General features: G+C 69.1%; 15 protein-coding genes. 7 read left to right on the top strand and 8 right to left on the bottom strand.

The features are described 5' to 3' along the window. Nucleotides 1-126: 126 nt before the first annotated feature. The 5 genes from ACFORO_RS20175 to ACFORO_RS20155 are packed head-to-tail and all read right to left on the bottom strand — an operon-like array spanning nt 127 to nt 4,238. Nucleotides 127-1,101, bottom strand: coding sequence for an amidohydrolase family protein (locus ACFORO_RS20175; protein WP_377871657.1), 975 nt, complete (start codon nt 1,099-1,101; stop codon nt 127-129). Nucleotides 1,102-1,103: 2 nt separating this feature from the next. Next, complete coding sequence (locus ACFORO_RS20170) at nt 1,104-1,628, bottom strand: 3-hydroxyanthranilate 3,4-dioxygenase (protein ID WP_377871658.1); 525 nt, start codon at nt 1,626-1,628, stop codon at nt 1,104-1,106. Next, nucleotides 1,625-2,050 carry a RidA family protein gene (locus ACFORO_RS20165; protein ID WP_377871659.1) on the bottom strand — a complete coding sequence of 142 codons (426 nt, stop codon included), beginning with the start codon at nt 2,048-2,050 and terminating at the stop codon, nt 1,625-1,627. The genes ACFORO_RS20170 and ACFORO_RS20165 overlap by 4 nt, the downstream gene beginning before the upstream one ends. 2 nt (nt 2,051-2,052) lie before the next feature. Beyond that, a complete protein-coding gene (locus tag ACFORO_RS20160; RefSeq protein WP_377871660.1) occupies nt 2,053-2,784 on the bottom strand; it encodes a 2-keto-4-pentenoate hydratase in 732 nt (243 codons plus the stop codon). Beyond that, nucleotides 2,781-4,238 carry a 2-hydroxymuconic semialdehyde dehydrogenase gene (locus ACFORO_RS20155; protein WP_377871661.1) on the bottom strand — a complete coding sequence of 486 codons (1,458 nt, stop codon included), beginning with the start codon at nt 4,236-4,238 and terminating at the stop codon, nt 2,781-2,783. Before ACFORO_RS20155 ends, ACFORO_RS20160 begins: the two co-directional genes overlap by 4 nt. A 156-nt stretch (nt 4,239-4,394) precedes the next feature. On the opposite strand from ACFORO_RS20155, the gene ACFORO_RS20150 reads away from it, so the two are divergent. The 3 genes from ACFORO_RS20150 to ACFORO_RS20140 all read left to right on the top strand — a co-directional run bounded on the left by ACFORO_RS20150 (nt 4,395) and on the right by ACFORO_RS20140 (nt 6,912). Continuing rightward, the gene (locus tag ACFORO_RS20150; protein ID WP_377871662.1) at nt 4,395-5,231 is read left to right on the top strand and encodes an alpha/beta hydrolase; all 837 of its coding nucleotides are present in this window, start codon (nt 4,395-4,397) and stop codon (nt 5,229-5,231) included. Nucleotides 5,232-5,266: 35 nt separating this feature from the next. Next, the gene (locus ACFORO_RS20145) at nt 5,267-6,193 is read left to right on the top strand and encodes a LysR substrate-binding domain-containing protein (RefSeq protein ID WP_377871663.1); all 927 of its coding nucleotides are present in this window, start codon (nt 5,267-5,269) and stop codon (nt 6,191-6,193) included. A 74-nt stretch (nt 6,194-6,267) separates the two neighbouring features. After that, nucleotides 6,268-6,912, top strand: coding sequence for a cysteine hydrolase family protein (locus ACFORO_RS20140; protein ID WP_377871664.1), 645 nt, complete (start codon nt 6,268-6,270; stop codon nt 6,910-6,912). 82 nt (nt 6,913-6,994) lie between these two features. Here the strand turns inward: ACFORO_RS20140 and ACFORO_RS20135 are convergent, their stop codons facing one another. After that, a complete protein-coding gene (locus ACFORO_RS20135) occupies nt 6,995-8,194 on the bottom strand; it encodes an FAD-dependent monooxygenase (RefSeq protein ID WP_377871666.1) in 1,200 nt (399 codons plus the stop codon). Nucleotides 8,195-8,266: 72 nt separating this feature from the next. Between ACFORO_RS20135 and ACFORO_RS20130 the strand changes: the two genes are divergently transcribed. Together ACFORO_RS20130 and ACFORO_RS20125 are read left to right on the top strand one after the other, a co-directional pair. Then, entirely contained in the window at nt 8,267-8,839 is a 573-nt protein-coding gene (locus ACFORO_RS20130) for a TetR family transcriptional regulator (protein WP_377871667.1), read from the top strand. 32 nt (nt 8,840-8,871) lie between these two features. After that, nucleotides 8,872-10,398, top strand: a complete 1,527-nt coding sequence (locus tag ACFORO_RS20125) for an HNH endonuclease (protein WP_377871668.1) — start codon at nt 8,872-8,874, stop codon at nt 10,396-10,398. Here ACFORO_RS20125 and ACFORO_RS20120 read toward each other — a convergent pair whose 3' ends face one another. Both ACFORO_RS20120 and ACFORO_RS20115 read right to left on the bottom strand, forming a co-directional pair. Next, nucleotides 10,399-11,064, bottom strand: a complete 666-nt coding sequence (locus ACFORO_RS20120; protein ID WP_446681608.1) for a phosphonatase-like hydrolase — start codon at nt 11,062-11,064, stop codon at nt 10,399-10,401. It lies immediately after the preceding gene. A gap of 8 nt (nt 11,065-11,072) precedes the next feature. Continuing rightward, on the bottom strand, nt 11,073-12,062 hold the full coding sequence (locus ACFORO_RS20115; protein ID WP_377871669.1) for a phosphotransacetylase: 990 nt from the start codon (nt 12,060-12,062) through the stop codon (nt 11,073-11,075). 204 nt (nt 12,063-12,266) lie between these two features. Between ACFORO_RS20115 and ald the strand changes: the two genes are divergently transcribed. After that, a complete protein-coding gene (ald, locus tag ACFORO_RS20110; RefSeq protein ID WP_354742086.1) occupies nt 12,267-13,382 on the top strand; it encodes an alanine dehydrogenase in 1,116 nt (371 codons plus the stop codon). A 93-nt stretch (nt 13,383-13,475) separates the two neighbouring features. Next, complete coding sequence (gene pdxR / locus ACFORO_RS20105) at nt 13,476-14,939, top strand: MocR-like pyridoxine biosynthesis transcription factor PdxR (RefSeq protein WP_377871671.1); 1,464 nt, start codon at nt 13,476-13,478, stop codon at nt 14,937-14,939. The last annotated feature ends 169 nt before the right edge of the window (nt 14,940-15,108 follow it).

Here is a 15,108-nt window from a genome sequence, read left to right as displayed (position 1 = left end):
CCGCCACGCAGACCACCGCCGAACCGTGACCAACCACGCTTAAGTTCCTGGCATTGACGCTGAGTCCCTCAGGGTTCCCCTCACGGACTGCAAACCGGGCCAGCGGCAGTCCCCCGGCATCGCGAGCTAGCGCAGGAAGCGCTTCGCGTTCCCTCGCAACAACAATTCCCGCGAGGCCTCGTCAAGGAACTCCGCCCTCCGCACCACCCCACCAGCCGGTCGCTCCCCCAGCGGATACGGGTAATCACTCCCCACCATCACCTGCTCCGCCCCCAGCGTGTCCACCAGATTCCGCAGCGCCGCCTCGGTGAACACGACGGAATCAACACTGAACCGCCCCACGTACTCCGACGGCGGCTTCTCCGACGTAGCGATGATGTCCGCCCGCTGATGCCAAGCGTTCTCCAACCGCCCCAGCCAGAACGCGAACGACCCGCCGCCATGCGCGAAGCAGATCCGCAAGCTCGACGGCACCCGATCGAACACCCCGCCGAGGATCATCGCGATGATCGACAGATGCGTCTCCGCGGGCATCCCGGTCAGCCATCGCGCCATCCAGCGGTCGAGGCGCGGCGCGAGCGGCATGTCCCACGGGTGCACGAACACCGGCACGCCGAGCGACGCCGCGTGCTGCAGGAACGTCACCACTCCCGCGTCGTCGAGGTCGCGGTCGCCGACGTGGTTGCCGATCTCCACGCCCCGGTGCCCGGCCGCGACCGCGCGGTCCAGTTCGCGGCAGGCGGCGTCGGTGTCCTGCAACGGAACCTGGCAGAACGGGATCAGCCGGTCCGGCGCGGGCGCGCAGATCTCCAGCGCGAGGTCGTTGAAGACCCGCGCGATCTTCTCGCCCTGCCCGGGGCTCGTGTCGTAGCCGAAGAACACCGGCGTCGGCGAGACGACCTGCGCCTCGACCCCGTCGGCGGACATGTCGCTCAGGCGCACGGAGGCGTCCCAGCAGTCGGACCGGATCCGGCGGAACTCCTCCGAGCCGACCATGATCATGGCCTCGCGTTCGGTTTCCGCGCGCAGCCACGGCATCCCCTCGCCGAGGTCGGGCCAGCCGTGCGGGACGAAATGGCTGTGGACGTCGATCGCGCGCACGCTCAGCCCTTCCCGGGGTGCAGCGTCCCGCACGCCCCGCAGGTCCGGGCTTCCTCGGACGAGTAGAACTGCTCGAACACCGGCGGCAGGTCGTCAACGATGTCGCGCACCTGCAGCTCGACCTCGTGCACCTTCGCGTCGCACTCCAGGCAGAACCACACGAACTTCTCGAGCGTCCCCTCCTCGCGGATGCGCTCGATCACGATCCCGATCGACCCCTCCTGCGGACGCTGCGGCGAATGGTGCACGTTGCGCGGCAGCATCCACATCTCGCCCTCGCGGATGTCGACGCGCCGCGGGCCGTCGTCGGTCATGAGGTTGACGTGCATGTCGCCCTTGTACTGGTAGAACCATTCCTCGTACGGGTCGAGGTGGTAGTCGGTCCGCTGGTTCGGCCCGCCGACGACCTGCACGATGAAGTCGCCCATCGGGGCCCACATCTGCTTGTTGTTGACCGGCGGCTTCAGCTCGTCCTCGTGCTCTTTGATCCACGCGACGAAATCGAACACGGGCGGGATGGCGGTCATCGTTCCTCCTTGCCGGGGATCCGGGCGATCGCCTGGATCTCGATGAGCAGATGCGGATGCGGCAGCTGGTGCGCCGCGACGGTCGTGCGCGCCGGGCCGGTCTCGTCGAAGAACTCGCCGTAGACCTCGTTGTAGCCGCCGAAATCGTTCATGTTGACCAGGAACACGGTCACCTGCGCGAGGTCTTCGAGACCCGCGCCGGCCGCGGCCAGGATGTCGCGGATGTTCTCGATCACCGCGCGCGTCTGCGCCCGGATGTCCAAAGCGGTCACGCCGAACTCGTCGGCCTCCGCGCCCGCGAACGTGTTGTCCGGCCGCCTGCTGCTGGTGCCGGAGACGAACACGAGGTCCCCGACCACCTTGACGTGCGGGAACCGCCCGCGCGGCGTCGCTTTCCCGGCGACGACATGGGCTTGCGCCACGCTCATCCCTCCTTTGTCCGCACGGAAACCGAACCGAGCCCGGCGACCCGCGCCTCGACGTGCGTTCCCGCTTTCAGCGCCACCGCCGCGGTCGCCGCACCGGCCAGGAGCACCGATCCGCCGAGCAGGCGGTGCCCGTACGCGGCGGCCATCCGCTGTGCGGCGGGAAGCGCGCGCAGCGGGTCGCCGAGGATGTCGGCAGTCGATCCGGTCGCGACGATCTCACCGTCGAAGAGCAGGTCGACGGCCAGCGCGTCTACCTGGCCGATCTTCGTCCACGGCCCAAGCACGAAGGCCGACGCCGAGGTGTTGTCGGCGACGACGTCGGCCAGGCTGAACCGGAAGTCGCGGTACCGGCTGTCGATGATCTCCAACGCGGGCGCGACGGCGACCAGCTCGGCGTCCGGCCCGAGCCGGAACGCGACCTCGGGTTCGACCCGAGGATGCACGCCGCGGCTGACGTCGAACGTTCCGCCGTCCTCGATCCGCATGCGGTCGGTCAGCGAGCCGATGATGACGTCGGAAACGCCCATCTGCTCGGCCTTCGCCTTGCTCGTGAAGCCCAGTTTGACGCCCGCCAGCGTCTCCCCGCGCCCTTCACGCAGCTCGATTCCTTTGTGCTGCACGGCGTACGCCGTCTCCAGGCTCATCGGTTCGCTGCTGGTGAGCTGCGGAATCGCCTCTCCGGTGGCGGTCGCCTGGTCAAGCAGCGCCGCACGTTCTTCGATGGTCACAGCTGCACGCACACATTCGTCGGCTGGGTGTAGAAGTGCATCGAGTGCAGGCCGCCCTCCCGGCCGATGCCGGAAAGCCCGACACCGCCGAACGGCGAGCGGAGGTCCCGCAGGTACCAGGTGTTGACCCAGGCCATCCCGACCCGCATCTGCTGCGCGACGCGGTGCCCTCGCTCCAGGTCAGTGGTCCAGACAGCGGCGGCGAGCCCGTAGTCGGTGTCGTTCGCCAGCCGGACCGCCTCGTCCTCGGTGTCGAACGGGATCAGCGCCGCGACCGGCCCGAAGACCTCCTCGCGCACGACCCGCGCTGAGTTGTCCAGCCCGGTCCACAACGTCGGCTCGATCCACGACCCGCCCGCCAGGTCCGGCCCGAGTTCGGGGACCGAGCCGCCGGTCAGCACCGTCGCCCCCTCGGCCACCGCGAGGTCCAAATAGGACTGGACTTTCTTCCGATGCTGCTGGGAGATCAACGGCCCCGTCGTGGTGTCCGGTGCATCCGGACGGCCGAGCCGCAACGCCTTTGCCCGTTCGGTGAGCCCATTCGCGACCGCGTCGAAGACGGAGCGCTCGACGTAGACCCGCTCCGTGCACAGACACACCTGCCCGGTGTTCAGGAAAACCGACCGGGCGAGGCCGTCGAGAGTCTTCTCGAGGTCGCAGTCCGCGAACACCACCGCCGCGTTCTTCCCGCCCAGCTCAAAGGAAACCGGCCGCACCGACGGAGCGACCGCCCGCATGATCGCCGAGCCAGTCCGGGATTCGCCGGTGAAGGTCACGCCGTCGATGCCGCGGTGCGCGGTGAGGTGCTCCCCGGCGGAATCCGGCCCGAAGCCGTGAACGACGTTATACACCCCGGTCGGCGCGCCCGCCTCCGCGATCACCTCGGCGAGCAGGGTCGCGGTCGACGGCGTCTCCTCCGACGGCTTGACCACCACCGCGTTCCCGCACGCGAGCGCGGGCGCGACCTTCCAGGTCAGCAGCAACAGCGGCAGGTTCCACGGCACGATCACCGCGACCACGCCGAGCGGTTTGGGCACCGCGTAGTTCAGCGCCTTCCGGCCGTTCGGCAGGTCAGTCAGGAAGGAGTCGAGACCGGCCGCCGCGACCGTGTCGGCGAAAGACCGGAAGTTCGTCGCCGCCCGCGCGACGTCCAGCTCGCGAGCCAGGTGCTCCGGCTTTCCAGTGTCGCGGACCTCGGCGGCGACGAAATCCTCGAAACGCTCCTCGATCCGGTCCGCGATCCGGCGCAGCAAGGCGGTGCGCTCAGCCACCGAAGCGCGTCCCCACGGCCCGTCCAGCGCGGCGCGCGCCGCAGCGACCGCGGCGTCGACCACGTCCGGCCCAGCTTCGTGGACGTGCGCGACGAGCGACCCGTCGACCGGGTCGAGCTTCTCGAAGGTGCGCCGCCCGGCGACCCGGGTCCCGCCGACGACGTTGTGGAGTTCCGCAGCCATGGGACTGACCGTAGGGACGCCAGGAATGCCTGGCCAATGCTCTTTGCCGCCGCTGCCATAGCCGTCCGGACATGCCTCGGCCATGCCCCTCCCGGCATGGCTTTCGCCGGAATGAGCATTGGCCAGGCATGACAGCGGCGGCGAAGGATGGATCCCGTGAGCTATCCGAACGTCGATCGCGACTACAGCGCGCAGGCCACGGTGACCGAGACCGAGTTCGATGCCGTGATGGCCCGCTACCGGTCCGCCTCCGAATCGGCCGTCGCCGGTCTGGACGGCCACGCCGGTCTGGCTTTCGACCCGCTCAGCGATGAACGGCTGGACGTCTGGGGCACCTCGCCGGGGCAGTCGCGCCCCGTCGTGCTCGCCGTCCACGGCGGCTACTGGCGCATGCTCTCGCGACAGGACACCGCGTTCATGGCAAGGGTGCTGGCCGACGCCGGAATCGCCACCGTCGTGCCCGACTACACGCTCGCTCCGACTGCGACCCTGGAAGAGATCGTGCGCCAGGTCCGCGCCGCAGTCGCCTGGGTCTACCGCTACGGCGCGGCCCACGGCCTCGACCCGGACCGCATCCACGTCGTCGGCAGCTCAGCCGGAGGCCACCTGACCGCGATGACCGCCGTCGGCGGCTGGCACCGCGCCGCCGGACTGCCCGAGGACGTCGTCAAAGGCGCGATGGCGATCAGCGGCCTCTTCGACCTCCGCCCGCTGGTCGAGTCCTTCGCCAACGCCTGGCTGACCCTCGACGCCATGCGCGCGGAAGCCCTCAGCCCGATCTTGCTGCCCCCGGGCACCGCGCCCCTGCACGTCGCGGTCGCCGAACACGAAGCCGCCGGATTCCACCGCCAAAGCAAGGCCTTCCAAGCACATTGGCCCGTCGCTCGTTCTCACACCGTCGTGCCCGCAAGGAACCACTTCGACGTCTTCCTCGACCTGGCCGACCCCGGCTCCGCACTCAGCCGCGCCCTCATCGAGCTGGTCCGCCCATGACGGTGGAGCCCGCCCCGGCCAGTACTGTCGCCGGAATGGAGATGCCCCGCCTGCTCGACGGCCGCCTCAAGCTCAGGCACCTCGTGCTGGCGGACACCCTCACCGAGCAGGGCAGTGTCGTCGGCGCGGCCGCCGCGCTGCACGTCACGCAGCCAGTCGTCACGCGCGGTCTGCACGACCTCGAAGCCATCCTCGGCGTGCCGCTCTACGAACGCGGCCCGCGCGGCATCACGCCCACCGAGTTCGGCACCGCGTTCACCGAACACGCACGCGCCGTCCTCGCCCAGCTCACGCACGCGGCGCGACACGTCGTCGAGATCGCCGACGCGACACGCGGCCGGGTCGTCGCGGGCATCCACCTCGCGGGCTCAAACCTGCTGCTGCCGCGCGCCATCGCGCACCTGAAGGAAGACCACCCGCTGGTCACTGTCGTCGTCCGGGAGGGAACGCCCGAATCGCTGCTTGTGGAACTGACCGCGGGCCGAGTGGACGTGATCGTCGGCCGGCTGAGCGGGCCCGGCACCGAAGGCACGCGGCGTCAAGCGCTGTACCAGGAATCGATCCGCGTCGTCGCCGGTGCACACCATCCGCTCGCCACCCGCGAGAGTGTTTCGCTGGAGGATCTCGCCGACTTCCCGTGGATCGTGCCCGGCACCGAAACGATGCTGCGCCAGGAACTGGAAAGCCTCTTCGCGCAGCACGGCCTCGATCTGCCCGCCAACCGCGTCGAGGCCACGTCGTTCCTCACCGTCCGGCAGCTGCTCACCGAGACCGCCATGGTCGCCGCGCTCCCCGGCCTGCTCGGCATGGACGACCCGCGCCTGGTCACCCTGCCGACGCCGCTGGAGAACATCGGCCACAGCGTCGGCCTGACCCTCGCCGCCGGACGCAGGCTGAACCCGGCCACCCAGGCGCTGATCACGTCCCTGCACACCGTCGCCGCGCAGATCGAAGACGCTTGACGCCTTCTGCCGCTTTCTTGACGACCGACGTCAAGCCGTGATACCTCATTGGTCCGCCGCGGAGGGAGCGTTCCATGGGTTACCGCTTGTCCACCGTCGATCCGGCCCGCACCGCGCTGGTCGTCATCGACATGCAGCACGACTTCCTGGCTCCGGGCGCCCCGCTGGAATCCCCGGCCGGACGCGCCATGATCCCCGTCCTCAACGACACCGTCCGCTTCTGCCGCGACGCGGGCATCGCCGTGTTCTTCACCGCCCACGTCCACCGTCCCGACGGCTCCGACATGGGCCGGTTCGCCGACCTGTACCCGCCGATCGCTCAAGGCCAAGCACTCATCGAGGGAACTCCCGGCGCCGCCTTGTATTCCGAAGTGGACCGCCGCCCCGACGAACCGCTGATCCCCAAGCACCGCTACAGCGCCTTCTACGGCACCGATTTCGCAATGCAGCTCCGCGGACGCGGAGTGGACACGCTGATCGCCGCCGGAGTGACCACTGAGGACTGTGTCCACGCCACCATCCGCGACGCGATGTTCCGCGACTTCCGCACCGGGGTGCTGTCCGACGCCTGCGCCACCTACGACCACCCCGACCTGGGCCACGGCGCGATGTCCGCCGCCGAGGTGCACGCCGCCACGCTGGTCGTACTGGCCCAGTCCACCGCGGACGTCCTGACCAGCGCCGAACTCAAGACCCTCACCCTCACCACGAAACCCTGACCCCACCCGCGGAGTCGCGTCGGCGTCTGGAGGGCAACGGGACCGCCCCCCAGGCGGTCGCGTTGCCCTCCAGACGCCGACCTCACGGCGACTCCGCACGCGGCGGCGAAGCCGACGCCAAAGCCACAGCCACAGCGTCGTGCGAGTGAATCCACTCCACCGTCTCGTCAATCCGCCTCAGCGCGACGTCCCTGGCGTCGGCCGCCGGACCGTCCGGCAAATGCAGCAGCGCGTTCGCCACCCACGAACTCCGCTGCACCGCCCGGGTCCGCGGCCGCCGCAGCTTCTCGTACCGGGCGAGCGCCGTCTCGCGTGAGTCCCGGGCGAGACACTCGGCGAGCGTCACGGCATCCTCGATCGTCTGGTTCGCGCCCTGCCCGTGGTGCGGCAGCATCGCGTGCGCCGCGTCGCCGAGCAGCACCACGCCGCCTCGATGCCAGCGGTTGAGCGGATTCTGGCTGAACAACCCCCAACGCTGATACAACGTCGTCGCTCCGACCATCTCGCGCACCGCCGGATGCCAGCCCTCGAAGGCCGCCTCGATCCGCTCCCGGGGAATGTCCTCGGTCCACGACGCTCCCGCCCACTCGGCCGGTTCGTCCAGCACCGCAAGGAAATTCACCACCGACCCGTCGCCGATCGCGTAATGCAGCAAATGCCCGCCCGGCCCCAGCCAGAACTGCATCGCCCCCGCGTCCGGCAGCGACGGCAACTGCGACACCGGCACCAGCCCGCGAAACCCGCTCGAACCCGAGTACCGGGCAAGCGGCGAGTCATCCACCCACGCGCGCACGGTCGAATGGACCCCGTCCGCCCCCACCACGACATCAGCGGTTTCGCTTGTCCCGTCGGCACATTCGAGCCGATACCCGGTCCCGTCCGCGACCACTCCGGTCACCCGCCGGCCAAGATGGACCTTGCCCCACGCGTCAGCCAGAATCCGCTGCAAATCCGCCCGATGCACCCCGAAATACGGCCCGCCGAACCGTTCTTCATAGGCATCCCCGATCGGAAACGCGACCACCCGCCGCCCGTCCCGCCAATGCCGGTAAACCAATTCCGTCGGCACCGCCGAACACGCCGCCAGCTCGTCCCGCAACCCCAGCCGCCGCATCACCCGGGACCCGTTGGCAGCCAACGCCACCGCGGCCCCGACCTCCCGCAATTCGGCCGAGCGCTCGTACACTTCCGCCCCGATCCCGCGCTGCCGCAACGCGAGCGCGAGCGTCAGCCCGCCGATCCCGCCGCCGACGATCGCCACCGAGAGTGCTTTGCCCGCCATCGACCCTCCTCCGCCATGTACCGATCGGTACATGGATGGACGGTACGGCGTACCGATCAGTACAGTCAAGGGGTGGATTCCGGAACCGGCCGCCGCGCCGAACTGCTGCAGCAAGCCGTGGGCTACCTCGCGACGCACGGCATCGCGGACCTGTCGCTCGCGCCGATGGGCGAAGCGCTGGGGACGAGCAAGCGGATGCTGCTGTACTACTTCGGCAGCCGGGAAAACCTGATCACCGAAGCGATCGCCGCGAGCCGCCCGGACGTCACCGAGCTGTTCCGCTCCGTGCACGACGAAGAGTCCCTCGCCGCCGCGGCCCTCGCCCTGTGGCAAGCGATCACCCGGGGCCGCCAGCAACGGCCGATCCACATCCTGTTCCAGGTACTGGCCCTGGCCCCGACGCAACCGGAGCGATACCTGGAAGTCGCCCGGGAAACGATCACCGCGATGGTGGATCCTTTGGTGCCGGTGTACCGCAGCCTGGGCTACGCCGAGCCCGATGCATCGGCGCGGGCGAGTCTGCTGATCTCGGGGCTGAGGGGGCTGTGCCTGGACCGGATCGTGACCGGGGACGAGGAACGAATCGAGATCGCGGCCCGGGCGTTGATCGCTACCGCGGTGGCGCCGCCCGCCCCACAAACGTGAAAGGCTTTGTCTGCATCAGATAACCTTGCCCGGTGAGCATCTCGGACTTGACCCGCGCCGTGGTCCACGCGGCGATGATGGAGCACGACGAGTACGGCGCAGAGGCTTTCTGCACGGAATACGGATTCGAGATCGGGTGTGAATACGTCCTCGTCAACGGCGAGCACCGCTACGGAATCCAAGCCTTGGCCGCCGCCGCACATGCCTTCTTGCCCGGGCACATCCCGCTCACACCGGCCGAGGTCGCTGATGTCGGGGCAGTGCGGAAGAAGCTCACGGCGCTCAAATTCACGGTGGAGACGCGACGGCTGCCAAATTGGACCCGGAACGACCTGATCCTGGCGTGCGCCTTGTTGTTCGAGAACAACCGGGAGGCAGCGAGCGCCCGCGACTCACGTGTTCGCCAACTGTCGCACCTTCTGCGCTCCGCTGTCGCTCCAGACGAGTACGGCGACAAGTTCCGCTCAGCCCGCAGTGTCCAGGACAAACTGCGCGACTTGCAGACTCGTCTGCGAGAGCACACCGAGGCACCGGCCCGAGGCAGCGAACTGGCCGACGAGGTGCTGCGCGAGTTCGAGCGGAACCAGAAGGAGATGCAGGAGAAAGCAGAGGAAATCCGGTCCGAGATGGATCGCGGGGCGTGGGCCTTGTTCTCCGCGGAGGGCAAGCGGAAGTACGACGGCAACGGCGGCTACCCCGACGTGCTCGGCGACCAGTACGTCTACGACAATCTCGTCTCGAACTCGCTCCAGATGCGCGTCGGAGACCTCGTCGTGCTGTGGGACGCCGAACAGGTGCACGGGGTCAGCCGGATCGAGCGGATCGATTCCCAGCCCGACGTTCTCAAGCCGAAACAAGTGTGTCCGAACTGCGGCCGGAGCTACTTCGAGCCGCGCAAGACCCGGCACCCTCGATACCGCTGCCGGCACGACAACTGCCGGCACGAGTTCGACGAGCCGCGAGCGGAGACGCGGTCGGTCACTCAGTTCGTCGCGACCTACGGCACCGGCTACCGTCCGGCCGACGGATCCATCTCCCGCGACCAGGTGCACGCGCGACTGCGCGACAAAGCTGCGCAGAACGCGATCCGCCGCCTCGACCACGCCGCGATGCTGACGCTGCTCGAAGACTCGACCGTCTCCGTGCCGCCGCGCAAGCCCCGCAAGCGGAAAACCCCGGTCGGCGGGCATCGCGAAGGAAAGACCAAGATCCGCCTCGGCCAAGCTTCGTTCCGGGACAACCTGCTCGCGGAGCACGGTGCACGATGCGCGATCACCGGACCGTGCCCCGACGCGGCACTCGAAGCGGCCCACCTGATTTCGTTCGCCAAGAACGAGTCACACGAGAACGGCCTGCTCCTGCGCGCCGACGTGCACAAACTGTTCGACCGAGGTCTGCTGGCCGTCCATCCCGACACGTTGCGCGTGGAGATCGCCCCCGCACTGGCAGGCTACGGCTACTACAACGATTTCGAAGGCGTGTCGATCCCTGAAGGTCTGGATCGCGCCGTGGTGCGAGACCTCTACCTCACGGTCACCGCCAAGTGGAAGGAAGAGTAGCTAGCCTTCAAGCACCGCAGGCAACTCAGCCACCGACCCCAGCACGTGCGTAGCCCCATGCGCCCGCAAAGTCGCCTCGTCATGCGCCCCCGTCAACACCCCAGCAGCCACCGACGCGCCGGCCCGTCGCCCGGTCAGCATGTCGAACCCGGTATCCCCCGCCACCGCGACAGCGCGCACATCGGTGATCCCCAACCGCAGCACCGCAGTCAGCACCATGTCCGGAAACGGCCGACCACGACCACCCGCATCAGCCGGGCACACCACCAGATCCGCCAGTTCCGTCCACCCGAGCCGCCGCAGCAAGGCATCTCGCGTCCGAGCCGAGAAACCCGTGCTCAGGCACACCCGACGCCCCTGCGCACGCAACTTGTCGATCGCTTCCTCCGCACCAGGAAGCGGCGCGGCAACCTCAACCGCCTGCGAAGCGAACGTGCTCTCGAAAACTCGATTAGCCTTCTCCGCAACCCCCGCAGCAGGGAACAGCGCCCGAAAAACCTCGATCTTCGACTGCCCCATAGTGTCGCGAACGTAGGCATCCACATCCTCCCGCTCCGGAGAATCGGAAGGCACCCCCACCGCCTCCAGCGCAGCGGAAAAAGCCGCCTCGACAGCACCGTCGTCCCGGACCGTCGTGCCGGCCATGTCCAGCACGACCAGCTCCACGCCTCGCGTCATCGGACCCCCTCCACTTCCCGCCCGGTCACCGCGTGCACCGCGCTGATCAGGGCCATCGTCTCGATGTCGGCCGCGCTGCAGCCGCGCGAAAGGTCGTGCAGCGGCGCTGCCACGCCTTGCAGGATCGGCCCCAGCGCGGTCGCTCCGCCAAGCCGTTCAGCGATCTTGTAAGCGATGTTCCCCGCGTCGAGATTGGGGAACACCAACACATTCGCCCGCCCCGCCACCGTCGACCGCGGTGCCTTGGCCACCCCGACCGCATCCACGACAGCGGCGTCGAATTGCAATTCGCCGTCCACATCCACACCGGGCAGCCGTTCCCGCACCAGCGACGTCGCCTGACGAACCTTGTCCACCGCCGAATGCTTAGCGCTGCCTTGGGTGCTGAACGACAGCATCGCCACAACCGGCTCAGTCCCGGTCAAAGCACGGTGCGTCGACGCCGCGCCGACCGCGATATCCGCCAAAGCATCCGCGTCCGGCTCCGGAACCACGGCACAGTCGGCGAAAGTGAGCGACCGGCCGTCCTGCAACAACATCAGGAAGCAACTGCTCAAAGTCCGCACACCCGGCGAGAGGCCGACAATCCGCAACCCAGCCCGAAGCACATCAGACGTCGGCCGCGTCGCACCGGCCAGGCACGCATCCACCCGCCCGAGCGCAAGAAGCGCGGCAGCGAGGGCAACGGGATCATTGCGAACCGTCTCCACCCGGTCAGGAAACGCAGTAGCCAGCCGCGCGAGGACAGCCTCGTCGGCAGCCAGCTCGGCGGTGTCCAGCAAAGGCGGAAGAACCACCCGAAGCTCCGCCGCGACAGCAGCGATCTCCGCCGCAGGCCCCACCAGCACCGGCTCGATCTCGCCGCGCTCAACCAGACGCGCAGCCGCCGTGACGGCGCGCGGATCGGCGCCGTCGGCAAGCGCGATCCGCGGGCGGGCGTCACCGACGCGCTCCCGCCAGGTTTCGGCCAGAGGGGCCATGGTCATCTCGCAAACTCCCTCGCGGACGGCAGTGCTCCCCGAGCAGGATCGCGGCCCCTGGCCCCAAGCGACAGAGCCAGAACAGTGCCCGTTGACAGGTCCAGAAGGCCCCGTGACTGGACCCGTCGACCGAGCGGTTTCTGGCACTTTCGCGGTGGCCAGCCGTCCCGCACTCTCGGTCGGACCACACACAGCAGATGGGAGCAGGCGATGAAGATCGGTGTGCCTCGCGAGGTCAAGAACCACGAATACCGGGTGGCGGCGACGCCTGCCGGAGTACACGAGTTCACCTCGGCGGGCCACGAGGTCTTCGTGGAGCGCGGCGCGGGCGAGGGCTCGTCCATCCGCGACGAGGACTACACGGCCGCCGGCGCGAAGCTGCTCGACCACGCGGACGACGTGTGGGGCACCGCGGACATGGTGCTGAAGGTCAAGGAGCCGGTCGCCGAGGAGTACCACCGGCTGCGTTCCGACCAGCTGCTCTTCACCTACCTGCACCTCGCCGCGAGCGAGCCCTGCACGAAGGCCCTGCTCGACGCGGGCACGACCTCGGTGGCCTACGAAACGGTCCAGCTGCCCAACGGCTCCCTTCCGCTGCTCTTCCCGATGAGCGAGGTAGCCGGACGGCTGGCCCCGCAGGTCGGCGCGCAGACGCTGATGCGCGTCAACGGCGGGCGCGGCGTGCTGATCGGCGGCGTCTCCGGAGTGCCGCCGGCCCGCGTGGTCGTGCTGGGCGCGGGCGTCGCCGGGATGAACGCGGTCGCCGTCGCGGCCGGGACCTGGGGCGACGTCGTGCTGTTCGACAAGAACGTCGACAAGCTCCGCGCCGCCGACCGGATGTACCAGGGCCGCATCCGCACCGCCGCCGCGAACTCGTACGCGATCGAGCAGGCGGTGCTCGAGGCCGACCTGGTGATCGGCGCGGTGCTCGTCCCGGGCGCGAAGGCCCCGAGCCTGGTGTCCAACGAGACGGTCTCCCGGATGAAGCCGGGCAGCGTGCTGGTGGACATCTCGATCGACCAGGGCGGCTGCTTCGAGGACTCGCGCCCGACGACCCACGCCGACCCGACCTTCCGGGTCCACGAGTCGGTCTTCTACTGCGTGGCCAACATGCCGGGCGCGGTCCCGCACACCTCCACGCACGCGCTCACCAACGTCACGCTCCCCTACGCGCTGGAGATCGCGAACAAGGGCCTCCGCACCGCAGTGCGGGACACGCCGGAACTCCGCGGCGGCGTGAACACGGTGGCCGGGGCGCTGACCTACGAGCCGGTCGCGCTCGCGCACGGCCTGCCCGTCACCGACGTCGCCGACGCGCTGGCCTGAGCCCGGTCGGCGTGGCGCGGGGTGGGAAAACCGGCCACTGCGAGTTACGTTTCAGCCCGCCCCGCTCCACGCCGGCCACTTGGGAGAGCGCACTTGCCACGCACGTTGATCGAGATCGACCGCTCGTCGGACGAACCGCTGTACCGCCAGGTCCGGCGGGCGATCGAGCACGGGATCGCCATCGGCACGTTCGACCCGGCCCGCCGGCTGCCGAGCTCGCGGGAACTGGCCGTCGAACTGGGCGTTTCCCGCAACACGATCAACCTCGCCTACCAGGAGCTGGTCGCCGAGGGGTACGTGGAAAGCCGCGAGCGCAGCGGACTGTTCGTCAACGGCGAGATGCGCCCGCACTGCGCGGTGGAGGAACGGGACACCGAATCGCGCATCGACTGGGCGGCGCGGGTGCGCCGGTTCCCGGACGCTGACATACCGCACATCGAGAAACGCACCGACTGGGCGAGTTATCCGTACCCGTTCCTCGCTGGACAGGTCGACATCACCGCATTCCCGGCCCGATCCTGGACGCGCTGCCTACGCGACGCCCTCTACCGGCCGCACGTCTTCCACAGCCTGCAGGACAGCGTCGGCTCCGACGACCCGATGCTCGTCGAGATGGTGTGCCGCCAGCTGCTGACCACCCGAGGCATCGAGGCCGACCCCGACGAAGTCCTGATCACCGTCGGCTCGCAGCAGGGCCTCGACCTCCTCGGCCGGGTCCTGCTGGGACCGGATCAGGTCGTAGCCATCGAAAACCCGGGCTACCTCGACGCACGGCACATCTTCCTCCGCACCGGCGCCCGCGTGACCGGAATCGACGTCGACGCCCGCGGCCTCCAACCGCCGGAGTCCCTCGACGGCGTCGACCTTCTCTACCTCACCCCCAGCCACCAGCACCCGACCAACGCGACCCTCAGCATCGGCCGCCGGCGCCAGCTCCTCGCCCAGGCCGCCGCGTCCGGCACGGTCGTCGTCGAAGACGACTACGACAGCGAATTCCGCTACCAGGGCAGCCCCACCCCGGCGTTGAAGGCGCTCGACAACACCGGCGACGCCGTCTACCTCGGCACCTTCTCCAAATTCCTCTCCCCCGGGCTCCGCCTCGGTTACCTGGTCGGCCCCCGCGAGCTGGTGCGCGCACTGCGCGAGGCCCGCCGGTACGTCCTGCGCCACCCGCCCGGCCAGCTGCAACGGGCACTGGCGCTGCTGATAGAAAGCGGCGAGTACCACCGTTCCCTGCGCCGCTACCGCACGAAACTGATGCGCAAATGGACCGCCACCTGTGCCGCGGTCACCGAGTACCTGCCGTGGGCGCAAGGCCCGTACCCGCCCGGCGGCGTCAGCCTCTGGATGACCGGACCGTCCGAACTGGACTGCCGCCTCCTCGTGGAACGCGCGGAAGAACTGGGCATCCTCATCGAACCCGGCGACATCTTCTTCCTCGGCGACGACCCGCCGCGCAACCACTTCCGCATCGGCTTCTCCGCCACCCCGCCGGCGGCGATCGACCCCGGGATCCGGCTGCTCGGCGACCTCTGCCGGGAGCTGCTCGACAGCTGACCCGCCCCGGCCGCCGGACGGTACGTGAGGGCCACCCTGGGGGAATCAGATTCCCTCAGGGTTCCCCTCACGTACCGTCGACGTGCCACGAGACAACCCCGGCAGGCGCGCTGACTGGCACCATGCGCGGGTCGCTTTCTGGACCTGTTCGCGGGCCGGCTCCCCCGGC

Origin of the sequence: Amycolatopsis halotolerans (assembly GCF_042647905.1) — a bacterium.
GTDB classification, from domain to species: domain Bacteria; phylum Actinomycetota; class Actinomycetes; order Mycobacteriales; family Pseudonocardiaceae; genus Amycolatopsis; species Amycolatopsis halotolerans.
The sequence above is the reverse complement of the archived record's forward strand: the minus strand, read 5'-3'. Positions and strand labels throughout refer to the sequence as shown.